The sequence below is a fragment of the Cryobacterium sp. SO2 genome (genome assembly GCF_026151165.2).
Taxonomy (GTDB): domain Bacteria; phylum Actinomycetota; class Actinomycetes; order Actinomycetales; family Microbacteriaceae; genus Cryobacterium.
This window is the reverse complement of the sequence record NZ_CP117849.1, coordinates 1,043,037-1,055,969: the sequence shown is the minus strand read 5'-3', so window position 1 is coordinate 1,055,969 and position 12,933 is coordinate 1,043,037. Positions and strand designations below refer to the sequence as shown.

General features: G+C 67.2%; 14 protein-coding genes. 5 read left to right on the top strand and 9 right to left on the bottom strand.

From position 1 onward, the window contains the following. Window positions 1-4 precede the first annotated feature (4 nt). On the bottom strand, window positions 5-256 hold the full coding sequence (locus BJQ94_RS04840) for a PLDc N-terminal domain-containing protein (protein WP_265400940.1): 252 nt from the start codon (window positions 254-256) through the stop codon (window positions 5-7). Between the two features lie 457 nt (window positions 257-713). On the opposite strand from BJQ94_RS04840, the gene BJQ94_RS04835 reads away from it, so the two are divergent. Further along, a complete protein-coding gene (locus BJQ94_RS04835; RefSeq protein WP_265400939.1) occupies window positions 714-1,343 on the top strand; it encodes a hypothetical protein in 630 nt (209 codons plus the stop codon). A 19-nt stretch (window positions 1,344-1,362) separates the two neighbouring features. On the opposite strand, the gene BJQ94_RS04830 is transcribed toward BJQ94_RS04835, so the two are convergent. Further along, a complete protein-coding gene (locus BJQ94_RS04830) occupies window positions 1,363-1,944 on the bottom strand; it encodes a hypothetical protein (protein WP_265400938.1) in 582 nt (193 codons plus the stop codon). A gap of 76 nt (window positions 1,945-2,020) precedes the next feature. On the opposite strand from BJQ94_RS04830, the gene BJQ94_RS04825 reads away from it, so the two are divergent. Next, window positions 2,021-3,364 (top strand): aminotransferase class III-fold pyridoxal phosphate-dependent enzyme, encoded by a 1,344-nt coding sequence (locus tag BJQ94_RS04825; protein ID WP_265400937.1) that lies wholly within the window; start codon window positions 2,021-2,023, stop codon window positions 3,362-3,364. Between the two features lie 93 nt (window positions 3,365-3,457). Here the strand turns inward: BJQ94_RS04825 and BJQ94_RS04820 are convergent, their stop codons facing one another. After that, window positions 3,458-3,988: a GNAT family N-acetyltransferase gene (locus BJQ94_RS04820; protein ID WP_265400936.1), complete on the bottom strand. Its 531-nt coding sequence runs from the start codon at window positions 3,986-3,988 to the stop codon at window positions 3,458-3,460. Next, window positions 3,985-4,473: an OsmC family protein gene (locus BJQ94_RS04815; protein WP_265400935.1), complete on the bottom strand. Its 489-nt coding sequence runs from the start codon at window positions 4,471-4,473 to the stop codon at window positions 3,985-3,987. Before BJQ94_RS04815 ends, BJQ94_RS04820 begins: the two co-directional genes overlap by 4 nt. 89 nt (window positions 4,474-4,562) lie before the next feature. On the opposite strand from BJQ94_RS04815, the gene gabT reads away from it, so the two are divergent. Beyond that, window positions 4,563-5,945: a 4-aminobutyrate--2-oxoglutarate transaminase gene (gabT, locus tag BJQ94_RS04810; RefSeq protein ID WP_265400934.1), complete on the top strand. Its 1,383-nt coding sequence runs from the start codon at window positions 4,563-4,565 to the stop codon at window positions 5,943-5,945. Window positions 5,946-5,947: 2 nt separating this feature from the next. Then, window positions 5,948-6,988, top strand: a complete 1,041-nt coding sequence (locus BJQ94_RS04805; protein WP_265400933.1) for an asparaginase — start codon at window positions 5,948-5,950, stop codon at window positions 6,986-6,988. A gap of 137 nt (window positions 6,989-7,125) precedes the next feature. Here BJQ94_RS04805 and BJQ94_RS04800 read toward each other — a convergent pair whose 3' ends face one another. From BJQ94_RS04800 to BJQ94_RS04785, 4 genes are read right to left on the bottom strand one after another with little or no spacing between them, the layout of a single operon-like run. Then, window positions 7,126-7,935 carry an ABC transporter permease gene (locus tag BJQ94_RS04800; RefSeq protein WP_265400932.1) on the bottom strand — a complete coding sequence of 270 codons (810 nt, stop codon included), beginning with the start codon at window positions 7,933-7,935 and terminating at the stop codon, window positions 7,126-7,128. Further along, complete coding sequence (locus BJQ94_RS04795) at window positions 7,932-8,849, bottom strand: ABC transporter permease (RefSeq protein WP_265400931.1); 918 nt, start codon at window positions 8,847-8,849, stop codon at window positions 7,932-7,934. The genes BJQ94_RS04800 and BJQ94_RS04795 overlap by 4 nt, the downstream gene beginning before the upstream one ends. A gap of 2 nt (window positions 8,850-8,851) precedes the next feature. After that, window positions 8,852-10,054: an ABC transporter ATP-binding protein gene (locus tag BJQ94_RS04790; protein WP_265400930.1), complete on the bottom strand. Its 1,203-nt coding sequence runs from the start codon at window positions 10,052-10,054 to the stop codon at window positions 8,852-8,854. Window positions 10,055-10,058: 4 nt separating this feature from the next. Next, complete coding sequence (locus BJQ94_RS04785) at window positions 10,059-11,273, bottom strand: spermidine/putrescine ABC transporter substrate-binding protein (protein ID WP_265400929.1); 1,215 nt, start codon at window positions 11,271-11,273, stop codon at window positions 10,059-10,061. Window positions 11,274-11,559: 286 nt separating this feature from the next. Here BJQ94_RS04785 and ald point away from each other — a divergent pair, with 286 nt between their 5' ends. Next, window positions 11,560-12,675 carry an alanine dehydrogenase gene (gene ald / locus BJQ94_RS04780; RefSeq protein ID WP_265400928.1) on the top strand — a complete coding sequence of 372 codons (1,116 nt, stop codon included), beginning with the start codon at window positions 11,560-11,562 and terminating at the stop codon, window positions 12,673-12,675. A 12-nt stretch (window positions 12,676-12,687) separates the two neighbouring features. Here ald and BJQ94_RS04775 read toward each other — a convergent pair whose 3' ends face one another. Beyond that, on the bottom strand, window positions 12,688-12,927 hold the full coding sequence (locus tag BJQ94_RS04775) for a helix-turn-helix transcriptional regulator (protein WP_265400927.1): 240 nt from the start codon (window positions 12,925-12,927) through the stop codon (window positions 12,688-12,690). Window positions 12,928-12,933 lie beyond the last annotated feature (6 nt).

The following is a 12,933-nucleotide window of genomic DNA, read 5'->3' as shown; positions in this document are numbered from 1 at the left end:
GGGGCTATTCGCCCTTGATAGCCGGTGTTCGTACGAGCCCAGACCGCCAGCCCACGGCGAGCCACGCTATGGGCCCTACGACGGGCACACAGATAACCAGGAGCGCCCAGACCAGCGCGGCCGTCGCCGTAATGCGCCCAGCGGATCGGGCCATCGAGACGAGAGCGACGACCAGCAGCACGATCATCAACGCCGAGACGATTGTCCACGCGACGTCGTATCCCGCCGGAAGAAGAGGGTTTGCTGAGCCGTCCATGTCGTCAGCCTAGGGCGGGTGTTCCGTGTCGCGTTGGCGGGTCTTTATGTCCGCGACCGATTCAATCGGCAGAAGGTCGACCTATGGAACTGACGGATCCTTACCGGTGGTCCGAATCAGGAGATTCCTGACCTACTCCGATTCGCCCGTGCCTCCCGTGGCAGGCAGCCCGAAGGGGTCAGCTGGCAACTGTCTACCATGCAGCAGCCGGCGGGACACCCGCACCCCAGCTCCCCAGATCGAATGAAACAGTCTGCTCACCTTGCGCATCCGAAACCCCTCGTGTGTGACGCTCGGCCTTGTGAGCAGTGTATGGGCAGAGCGAGCGTTCCGGCCGCACACAAAATCAACTGCGCACCACCCCAATTCGGGATAGATCGGAACTCCTGGGCCCACGCCGGACATTCACTAATGAACGCGTCTCTCGCTGTAGACCCACCACATAAGAGGAGCAACAATGAAGAAATTGGCTTCCTGGGGAGTCGGCGCCGGATTGACGGCGTTGGCATTGTCCGGTTGCGCGGCGGCTTCCGTTGCGGGCGTTGAACCGACCGCAGCCTCGACTGCCGACTCGCTCACGCCCGACGAGATCGAAATCGCGGCTATACCGAACCAAGAATTCGCATCGGCTGTGGGTCCGGTCTTGGAGTCTTTCCCCAACGACTTCGCATTCTTCTACTTCGACAGCGAACACAAACCCGTCGTCGGTTTCACCGATGAGGCGGTCCCCGCGGTCCTGGATGCGGTCGACTCGACGGGGCAGCAGGCGCAAATCATTGAGCATGCCGGGTTCACGGATGCCGAATACACCGCAACAGCCGAACACCTCGGCGCTGACCTGCAGGCGACCTGGCCCACGGATGTCCCACTCCCGATGATCGGTGCGCGACCAGACGTCGGCGTCGGCGTGATCGGTGTCACCCGAATCGCCGACGAGGCCAGCCCGGATGCGACCCGGGTGATCAACGAGTCGACCAGGTTGATCCACGAGGCAGCCGTCGAGTCCCCGTTCACAATCCAGATCGATACGAAGATATTCGGGCCAGGCACGGCGGCCACCTCCATTGACCGATGGAATGGCGAATAAGAATTGTGGCGTGCAGCCGTCAACTTCTACAGACGAACCATGCCGCCGCGAGTACGCCAGGTAGAGCAGCTGCAACCGCCCCCACGGCCAGCCGAAGGAGACACGTGCGTCTCGCCACCGTCGTTGAACGTGAGAAGAGGCCCCAGGCCAACGCGCCAGCGTAGGTGATGAACGTGATTGCGGGCAGGTAATACCGGGCATCCCGCGCAACGAGCTGGCGCGCCGTCGGGGGTGTGGACCACTCGATCTGGAGAAAGGCAAGCATGAGGATCAGGTACAGGCCTAAAAGGAGCCCCAGTTCGACAATCGCAGTTTTGGCGCCCCAGGCTGCGCATATCCGTCGTCGGCTTGTACGGAACCGCATCGAGGTCAACACCGTCAGGGATGCTCCGACCACGGCGGTGTACAGCACATATGACAGCGCTGCCCGGACGATGACCGGATCGTCCGGCCCCAGAATTGCGTTGGACATGATGAGCGGGTCCCGCCAGGCCAGATAGGCCACGGGCAGGATCACAGCGGCAACAACCACTGCGGTGATGTGCGAAACGATGAGCTCGGTGCCGGTCTTCGGTCCACCGTCCGCGCCAGCACCCACCATGCCCGAACCCTAGCAGCGGCCGCGCCGGAGCCCGGGCTGGGGCGCCAACCCAGCCGACATCCGTAAGCTGGGGGGCATGTCTTCTTCCTTCTCGGTCAGCCAGGAGCGCAAGCTCGTCACCGCCCTCCCGGGCCCACGGTCAATCGCGCTGCAGGAACGACGCGTTCGCGCCGTGTCTGCCGGCGCGGGCACCCTTGCCAACATCTACATGGACCACGGCGCGGGGGCGATCCTGGTCGACGTCGACGGCAACCAGATCATCGACCTGGGTTGCGGTATCGGCGTGACCACGATCGGCCACGCCCACCCCGAGGTGGCTGCGGCCGCCGCGATGCAGGCCGGCAAGCTCACCCACACGCTTTTCACCGTCACCCCGTACGAGAACTACGTGCGTGTGGCCGAGAAGCTCGCCGAGATCACCCCCGGTGACTTCGAGAAGCACTCGATTCTGGTGAACACCGGAGCCGAAGCCGTGGAGAACGCGGTGAAGATCGCCCGCAAGTACACCGGCCGCCGTGCCATCGTGAGCCTGGACCACGCGTTCCACGGCCGCACCAACCTCACCATGGCGATGACCTACCGCCCGTGGCCGGAGCGCGTGGGCATGGGCCCGTTCCCCGGTGAGATCTACAGCGTGCCCACCAGCTACCCCTACCAGGACGGCCTGTCCGGCGAGGAAGCGGCCGAGAAGACCATCGACTACATCCAGACGCACATCGGCGCCTCCGAGATCGCGGCGTTCTTCGTCGAGCCGATCCAGGGCGACGGCGGCATCGTCATCCCCGCCCCCGGCTACTTCAAGCGCCTGAGCGAGTTCTGCACCGAGAACGGCATCGTCTTCGTTTCCGACGAGATCCAGGCCGGCATCGCCCGCACCGGCGCCTGGTACGCCATCGAGCACCACGGCGTTGTGCCCGACCTGGTCACCACGGCCAAGGGCATCGCCGGCGGCTTCCCGCTGGCCGCCGTCACCGGTCGCGCCGAGATCATGGATGCCGTGCAGCCCGGCGGCATCGGCGGAACCTTCGGCGGCAACCCGGTGTCGACCGCGGCCGCCCTGGCGGTGTTCGACATCATCGAGCGCGACAACCTGCTCGACGAAGCCAAGCGCGTGGAAAAGGCTCTGTGGGCCCGCATCGGCGACTGGGCCGACAAATTCGACATCGTCGGCGACGTGCGCGGCAAGGGCGCCATGTTCGGCGTGGAGCTTGTGCACCCCGGCACCAAGAAGCCGTTCCCCGAGGCACTGTCGTTCGTGCTCAAGCACGCCACCACCAACGGCGTCATCGCACTGGATGCCGGCAGCTGGGACTCCGTGCTGCGGATCATGCCGTCCGTGGTCATTTCCGAAGCCCTCATCGACGACGCCGCCTCGGTGCTCGAAGAGGCCTTCACCCTGTTCGCGGCCAGCCAGAAGTAAGCGAAGCATCTCGCGAAAGCGGTCCAGTGGTCACCCCGTTCAGCGGAGGCAACCACGGGGCCGCTTTCGCCGGTTCTGCGTGCGCGGCCGGTGCTAGCGGGGCGTGCGCTCGAAGAGCAGCTCGAGCCCGTCCTCGTCGTCCCACTGCTCACCGGTGTGGCGGAAACCGTGGTGGGCGATCACGGCGAGGGAGGCCGCGTTGTCGGGGCTGACGCTGGCTCGCACCGTGCGCACCCGCGGATCCGCCGCGGCGAAGGCCAGCAGCTCGGTGACCGTCGCCTGTGCCAGGCCGCGGCCGCGGCGATCGGGCAGGATCGTGTAGCCGATCTCCACCATGCCGTCGGCATCCGGCTGGAAGTGGAAACCGGCATGCCCGACGACCTCACCCGTGGCCTGATCGACGACCGCGCGGGCCAGCCAGCCGGTCGACTCCGGCTGATCGTGCATCCGGTCGATGTGCAGCCGCCACAGCCAGTCCTGGCTGTCGAAGAAACCTGGAAACACCAGCCCGGTGCGCGCCCCCGCCGCAGCGCGGTCGTGCTGCAGCAGGGCCCGCAACACGACGGTGTCGAGCAGCACGAGTCGCACCACCGGCGCGGGGCCGGTGGTGGATTCGTCGGTCACAGCAGGGTGGCGGGCTCGGCGACGATGACGATCGGCTCGTGGCCGACCGGGAAGTTGACCGAGGCCGCGATGAAGCAGGCCTTGGCCGCCTCCGCGTGCAGGGACTGGGCCAGCTCCACCTGGGCCGGGTCGGCGATGGTGACGCGAGGGCGCAGGGTGGCGGCGGTGAAGTGGCCACCGCCATCCGCGGTCTGCGCCATGGTGCCGATGGCGTCGTCGGCGTAGGCGAGCACGACCACGCCGTGATTCACGGCCACGTGCAGGTACGACAGTAGGTGGCACTGGCTGAGGGCGGCCAGGAGCAGCTCCTCTGGGTTCCAGCGGTCGGCGTTGCCGTGGAAGGCCCGATCAGCCGATCCGAGGATCTGCTCCTTGCCGGGCGACGACAGGGTGTGTTCCCGGCCGTAAGCCCGATAGCTGCTGGTGCCCGTGCCCCGATTGCCGGTCCATTGGATCTGCACCGCGTAATGATGTGCACCGATCATGGTGTCTCCTTCGGGTTTCACGTTTACTGACAATTCTCGCAGGGAATAGCCCCGGCGCTCGCTCCCCCTGGCGGTAAACTGGCCGGATCATGACTGACACGTTGACTGATTCCGCAGCCGCTCCCACGCCCTCGTCCCCGGTCTACACGGTGACCCAGGAACGCAAGATCGTGACGGCCATTCCGGGCCCGCGATCGACGGCGATGCATCAGCGACGCCTGGCGGCGGTGACCAGTGGTGTCAGCTCGGCCCTGCCGGTGTACATCAAGAAGGCCAGCGGCGCCATCGTCGTGGACCTCGACGACAACCAGTTCATCGACCTGGGTGCCGGCATCGGCGTGACAACGATCGGGCACACCGAGACCAGCGTCGTCGCTGCGGCGACCGGCCAGCTCAACGACTTCGTGCACACCCTCTTCACCATCACGCCGTACGAGGAGTACGTGCACGTGGCCGAGCTCCTCGCCGCGCACACCCCGGGCAGCTTCGCCAAGAAGACCGTGCTCGTCAACTCGGGCGCCGAGGCCGTGGAGAACGGTGTGAAGATCGCCCGAAAGTACACCGGCCGCCGTGCCGTCGCCGTACTCGACCATGCCTATCACGGTCGCACCGTGCTCACCATGGCAATGAACTACAAGGCCGCCCCGTATGCCACCGGCTACGGTCCGCTGGCCAGCGACGTCTACCACGCCCCGAACTCCTACCCGTATCACGACGGTCTCACCGGTGAGCAGGCCGCGGCCCGCACCATCGCCTACCTCGAGAAGGTCATCGGCGCCAGCGACCTCGCCTGCCTCGTCGTCGAACCGATCCAGGGCGAGGGCGGCTTCATGGTTCCCGCCGAGGGCTACCTGGTGCTGCTGCAGGAATGGTGCACCGCCAACGGCGTCGTGATGATCGCCGATGAGATCCAGAGCGGGATGGCCCGCACCGGCCGGTACTTCGCCAGTGAGCACTTCGGCTGGGAGCCGGACCTGGTGCTCGTGGCCAAGGGCATCGCCGGCGGCATGCCGCTGGCCGCCGTGACCGGTCGCGCCGAGATCCTCGACGCGTCGCAGCCCGGCGGGCTCGGCGGCACCTTCGGTGGCAACCCCGTCGCCTGCGCCGCCGCCATCGCCGTGTTCGAGGCGATCGAGCACAACAACCTCCTGGCCGAGGGCGCGCGCATCGAGAAGACCCTGGTGGCCGGTCTTACCGCGCTGGCCGACAAGTACGACATCATCGGCGACATCCGCGGTCGCGGCGCCATGATCGCCATCGAACTCGTCGAGGCGGGCACCCAGAACACGGCCAAGGCCCCCAACGCCGCCGCCGTGACCGCGATCGCCGCCTACGCGGCTCAACACGGGGTGCTCCTGCTCACGGCCGGCACCTACGGCAACGTGCTCAGGTTCCTGCCCAGCCTGGCCGTGACGGATGCCCTGCTGGCCGACGCGCTGTCGGTCATCGACGACGCGATGGCGACGCTGTAATCGTGTCGACGTCAACGTCGCCTGCCGCATTCGGTGCGGCAGCCCCCGCCAGCGCGGGAACCATCGAGGTCATCGACGCCGTCGAGCTGGCCGTCGTGGAACGCTCCGGCTTCATCGAGTCCCGCCATGCCGGCGCGGCCGTCGTGCTCGGCAGCGACGGCGCCGTGCTGCGTGCGCTCGGCGATGTCACCGCGCCGGTGTTCCCGCGCTCGTCGATGAAACCGTTCCAGGCCATCGCGGTCATGGCAAGCGGCGTGGTGCTGCGTGGGGAAGATGCCGCGATCGCGACGTCCAGCCACTCGGGCACCCAGAAGCACACCGACCTGGTGCGCGGCCTCCTGGCCCGCGCCGGGCTCTCCGAGGCCGACCTCGGCTGCACGCCGACCTGGCCGGGCGACTCCGGCACCCGGGACTCCCTGGTGCGCCAGGGCGCCGGCCCCGCCCCGATCTACTCGGACTGCTCCGGCAAGCACGCGACGATGCTCGTTGCCTGTGTGCAGAACCACTGGCCCATCACCGGGTATCTCGACCCTGAACATCCGTTGCAGAAGCGCATTCTCGACGTCGTCGAGCGCTTCACCGGCGAACGCCCGACGGCCTCGGGTGTCGACGGCTGCGGTGCCCCGGTGCACGCGCTGTCGCTCACTGCGCTGGCTCGCGGCATCGCCCGCATAGCCACCTCCAAGTCCAGCTCACCGTTCGCGATCTACCGCGAGGCCGGCTTCCTCGCCGAAGCCGTGCGCGAAAACGGCTGGGTCATTGCCGGGCCGGGGCTGCCGGACTCGATCGCGATCGAGCGGCTGGGCCTGTTCGTCAAGGGCGGCGCCGAGGGCATCATGGTGGCCTCCGCCGAGAACGGCACCACGGTGGCGCTCAAGATCCTCGACGGCAACCTGCGCGCGGCCACCATCGTGGCGCTGAGCCTGCTGGCGGATGCCGGCGCCGTGCGTCGCGCCGACATCGACGCGATCGTGCCGGAGCTCAAGCTCGCCGTGCTCGGCGGCGGCAAGCCCATCGGCCAGATCCGCGCCAGCTACGTCTAACCCGCCCCGGCTGCTACGCAATCACGTCCCAACTGTTGCCCATGCGGACAATTGCGCCCGGTGCGCCGGCAACAATTGTCCGCTTCGGGAACAGATGCAGTGGTAAGTCCCTCGCGGGCTCCCGGGCCAGGTGTGAGCTAGCCGAGGCGGGCCTGGCGCTTGGCGCGCGCCGCCGCGGAGACCTGCGCGGTGACCACGATCACCAGCGCCAGGATGAACACGGCTGAGGCGATCACATTGGCCTCCGCCGGGATGCCGCGCGACGCCGAGATATAGATGTACTTGGGGAACGTGGTCACCGCACCCGAGTTGAAGTTGGTGATGATGAAGTCGTCGAAGCTCAGCGCGAACGACAGCAGTGCGGCGGCGAGGATGCCCGGCAGCAGCAGGGGGAACGTCACGCGTGCGAACACCTGGGCCGGTGACCCGTACAGGTCCCTGCCGGCTTCCTCGAGCGCCGGGTCGAGGCCGGCGACTCTGGCCTTGACGGTGACCACCACGAAGCTGATGCAGAACATCGTGTGCGCCAGGATGATCGTGAGCATGTCCTTGGGCACGCCGAGCGACAGGAACTGCGCGGCGAGCCCGGCGCCGAGCACGACCTCGGGCGTTGCCATCGGCAGGAACAGCAGCAGGCTCGTGCCAGCCCGGAACTTGAACCTGTAGCGCACGAGGGCGATGGCGATCATGGTGCCCAGCGTCGTAGCGATCACGGTGGCGACCAGCCCGATCACCAGGCTGTTGCCGAAGGCCTCGCAGACGGCGCCGTTCTGCACCGCGCACACGTTCAGCCACTTGTCGAGGGTGAATCCCCGCCAGGTGATGTTCGACTTGAGCGAATCGTTGAACGAGAAGATGAAGGTGTACACGATCGGCACCATCAGGAAGATCAGCGCGAGCGCCGCGTACAGCGGCAACAGCCACTTTCCGAGCGAGAGACGGGTCACAGCAGCTCCTCAGTTCCCGAGCGCTTCACGTAGACGGCCACGATCACCAGAATCACGGTCATCAGGATGATCGACAGCGACGCCGCCGCCGGGTAGTTCAGCAGCACGAGGAAGTTGGCCTCGATGACGTTACCGATCATTTGAGTGTCCGCCCCGCCCAGGAAGTCCCGGCTGGCGTTGATGTAATCACCGGCCGCCGGAATGAAGGTGAGCAGCGTGCCCGCCACGATGCCGGGCATCGACAGTGGGATGGTGACTTTTCGGAAGACCTGGAACGGGCTGGCGTAGAGGTCGTTGCCGGCCTCGAGGTAGCGCAGGTCGAGCCGCTCGAGCGTGGTGTACAGCGGCAGGGTCATGAACGGGATGAAGTTGTAGGTGAGACCGAAGATCACCGAGAACGCCGTGCCGGTGAGGTGCGCGTCCGGGGACAACAGCGACACGGCCTTGAGCGAGGTGACCAGGAACGACTCGTCGGAGAGCAGCTGCTTCCAGGCCAGGGTGCGCAGCAGGAAGCTGATGAAGAACGGTGCGATCACCAGCACCAGCATCAGGCTCTGCAGCAGCGGCCACCGCCGGGCGGTGACCCCGATGAAGTAGGCCAGCGGGTAGCTGAACAGCAGCGCCAGGATAGTGGCGATGAGCGCGTAGCCGAACGAGCGCAGGATGTGCGGCCAGTACTGCTCGATCACCTCGACATAGTTCTCCCAGCGGAACGCGTAGCTGTACTGGCCGATGTCACCGAATTCACTCGGCGCCTGCAGCGAGGTGAGGATGAGCGATACCAGCGGGGCCAGGAAGAACAGCACCAGGTAGAGGATGCCCGGCAGCAGCAGGAGCAGCGCCACCGGGCTGCGGCGGCGCGGCGGCGCATCCGTCGGCGGGGCGGCCGTGGTCGAGAACGCGGCGAAGGCCATTCCTAGGCCTCCTCGAGCTCCGTGAGGAGGGCGGCACGCCGCTGCGCCGCGATGCTCTTGGTGGTGGTGTCTGCGACGAACTTCGGGTCGTGGTCGGCCGGGTCGTCGTCGAGCCCGAAGCCGTGCTCAACGTTCCAGGTCACCCAAACCTCGTCACCCTCACCCTCGACCGGGCCGGCGGTTCGGTTCTGCTCGAACACCACCAGGGTGCCGACACCGGGCACAACCACCAGGTACTGGGTGCTGACACCGGTGAAGGAGACATCCGTCACCCGGCCGGGGCCCATCACGTTGTGCGCCGAGTCCGGGGCCGGCAGGTCCCGGTGCAGGCTGAGCTTCTCCGGGCGCACGCCGATGGTGACGTCGCCGCCGTGCCGGTGCGAGCGCGCCTTGGGCACCACGATGCTGCGGCCGGCCACGTCGACGGCGATCGAGGTGCTGGTCTCCCCCACCACCGGGCCGGTGAACAGGTTGGACTGACCGAGGAAGTTGGCGACGAACGCCGTGCGCGGCAGTTCGTAGAGCAGTTCGGGGCTGCCCATCTGTTCGATCCGGCCCTTGTTCATCACGGCGATGGTGTCGGCCATGGTCATGGCCTCCTCCTGGTCGTGGGTGACGTGCAGGAAGGTGAGACCGACCTCTTCCTGGATGTTCTTGAGTTCGAGTTGCATCTGGCGCCGGAGCTTGAGGTCGAGCGCGCCGAGCGGTTCGTCGAGCAGAAGCAGGGCGGGCCGGTTCACGATGGCGCGGGCCAGCGCCACCCGCTGCTGCTGCCCGCCGGACAGCTGCACCGGTTTGCGGGCGGCCAGGTGGTCGAGTTCGACCAGCCGGAGCGCCTCGTGGGCCAAGCCGTGCGCATCCGCGATCTTGCGCCGGCGCAGCCCGAACGCCACGTTTTCGAGCACCGTCATGTGCGGGAACAGGGCGTAACTCTGAAAGACCGTGTTGACCGGCCGTTGGTAGGCCTTCTGGCCGGTGACGTCCTGACCACCGATCAGGATGCGCCCGTCGGTGGGGTCTTCCAGCCCGGCCACCAGGCGCAGCGTGGTGGTCTTGCCGCAGCCGGATGGCCCGAGCAGGGCGAAGAACGAGCCGGCGGGGATGACCAGGTCGAGGTGTTCGATGGCGGTGAAGCCGGGGAACCGTTTCTGGATGCCGACCAGTTCGAGGTCGGCCCCGCGGTCAGCGAACGCTCCCGTGACCATCGGGTCAGGCCCCCAGCAGGATGCTCTGGAACTGCGCCCCGTAGGTCTGCTCCTCTGCGCCGCTGAGGGTGCGGAACACCTTCGCCTTCGCGAGAGTGGCGTCGTCGGGGAAGATCAGCGGGTTGTCGGCCAGCTCGGGGTCTATCTCCATGGCCGCTTCCTTGGCGCCGGCGACAGGGGTGATGTAGTTCACGTAGGCGGCGACCTCTGCGGCGACCGCCGGGTCGTAGTAGTAGTTGATCAGCGCCTCGGCGTTGGCCTTGTGCGCGGAGCCGATCGGCACGACGAAGTTGTCGTTCCAGATGGTGCCGCCCTTCTCCGGGACCGCGAAGCCCCACTTGTCGCCGTTCTCGGCGTTGAGCTGCACGATGTCGCCCGACCAGACGATGGCGGCGAGGGTGTCGCCGTTCACCAGGTCTTCCTTGTACGAGTTGCCCTTGATGTTGCGCACCTGGCCGTCGCTGACCTGCTTCTTGAGCTCGTCGATCGCCGCGGTGAACTCGTCGTCGCCCCACTCGCCGGCGATGTCGACGCCCTGGTCGAGCATGATCAGCCCCATGGTGTCGCGCATCTCCGAGAGCACCCCGACCCGGCCCTTGAGCTCGGCGTTGCTCCAGAGTTCATCCACCGAACTGATGCCGTCGGGGAACTTCTCCTTGTTCCAGCAGATGCCGGTCAAGCCGCCCTGCCACGGCACCGAGAGGGCGCGGCCGGGGTCGAAGTCCACGTCCTTGAGGGTGGGCAGCAGATTAGCGAGGTTGGGGATGTTGGCGTGGTCGAGTTCCTGCAGGTAGCCGAACCGGGCCAACCGGCCGACCATCCAGTCGGTGAGGCATACGGTGTCGGCGCCGATGTCTTTACCCAGGGCCAGCTGGTCCTTGACCTTGCCGTAGTAGGTGTTGTTGTCGTCCACGGCCTCGGTGTAGGCCACCTTGATGCCGGTCTCGGCGGTGAACGCCTCAAGAGTCGGGTAATTTCCCGCGTCGTCGACGTCGATGTACAACGCCCAGTTGTCCCAGCGCAGGGTCTTGTCGCTGGCAGAGGTGTCGGCCGCGGCGGTCGGCTTGGCCGCGCTGCCCGTCGAACACGCGGCGAGCGCCAGCGCCGCCGCTCCCGCTCCCGCACCGGCCAGCAGGGTGCGCCGGCCCATCTGCGCCTGCCGCGCCTGGCGGATGAGCTGCTGGATCATCGGGTCTGCTGGCATCGGCCTGGGCGTCATGGTCGGTCTCCTTGCATTCTTCAGCGGCCGGGCAATCTGCGCGGCCCGATCCGCTGCGTGACGAGTGGACCGATCCTGACACAGACGGAGCCCAACGCGCCATGAAATGATCAAAACGTTAACATTCCCGCAATTTTCAACCGATATCGTCGTTCTTGACCGGCCGCTACGTTCGGAATCGGCGAAACGCCCGCAGTAGGCTGTGCATCCGGGTCGTTCCCCACAACGGCGCATCCCGTTCAGGCGGTCCACATCCAGGCCGTCTCCATCCAGGCTCAGGAGCATCATGCGAGTTGCAGTACCGTCCGAGATCAAGAACAACGAGTTCCGGGTGGCGATCACCCCGGCCGGCGTGCACGACCTGGTGCTGCACGGCCACGAGGTGCTCATCCAGACCGGGGCAGGCGTCGGCTCCTCGATCAGCGACGAGCAGTACCGGGCCGCAGGGGCCACGATCATGCCGGATGCCGCGTCCACCTGGGCCGCCGCCGAGCTGCTGCTCAAGGTGAAGGAGCCCGTCGCGAGCGAGTACGGGTACTTCCGTGACGACCTGGTGCTCTTCACCTACCTGCACCTGGCCGCCGAGGCCGGACTCACCGAGGCCCTCCTGGCCGCGGGAGTGACCGGGATCGCCTACGAAACCGTTCAGCTGCCGGGCCGCGCCCTGCCGCTGCTGGCGCCGATGAGCGAGGTGGCCGGCCGGTTGGCGCCAATCGTCGGGGCCAACGCCATGCTCAAGCCCAATGGCGGGCCCGGCCTGCTCGTACCCGGTGTGCCCGGCACCCACCCGGCCCGGGTCACCGTGCTCGGCGGCGGCGTGGCCGGCACCGCCGCCATGCAGGTGGCCGTGGGACTCGGCGCCGAGGTCACCGTGCTCGACACCAATCTATTCCGCCTGCGCGAGTTGGATGCCCAGTACTACGGCCGGGTGAAGACCATCGCCTCGAACGCCTTCGAGATCGACACGGCATTGGTACAGTCCGACCTCGTGATCGGGTCGGTGCTCATCCCCGGAGCCAAGGCGCCCAAGCTCGTGAGCAACGACCTCGTCTCCCGGATGAAGCCCGGCAGCGTCCTCGTGGACATCGCGGTCGACCAGGGCGGCTGCTTCGCCGACACGCACGCCACCACCCACACCGACCCGACGTTCACGGTGCACGGGTCGCTGTTCTATTGCGTCGCGAACATGCCGGGCGCCGTGCCGAGCACGTCAACCTACGCCCTCACGAACGCCACTCTGCCCTACGTGCGCGCCATCGCCGCCCACGGCTGGGCCGACGCCCTCCGGGCCGACCCCGCCCTCGCGTTGGGCCTGAACACCCACGGCGGCGTCCTCACCAACGCGCCGGTCGCGGCCGCCCACGCGCTCCCGTTCCGTCCGCTCGCCGAGGTGCTCGCCTGAGCACCCGCTTCGTCAGTTGATCTCGGCCCAGACCACGTCGAGGGAGAGCCCGAGAACCGCGGCGATCGCGGCGATGGTCGGGAAGGCGGGGGTCGCCACCCGGCCGGATTCGATCTTCCGGAGCGTCTCCGGTGAGACGCCCGCGTCGAGGGCGGTGTGCAGCATCGAGCGTTCTCCCCTGGCTTGACGCAGCAGCGCGCCAAGTCGCGCTCCGCGCTCGACCTCTGCGGGTGTGAGCGGCAATCTGACCATGGCATC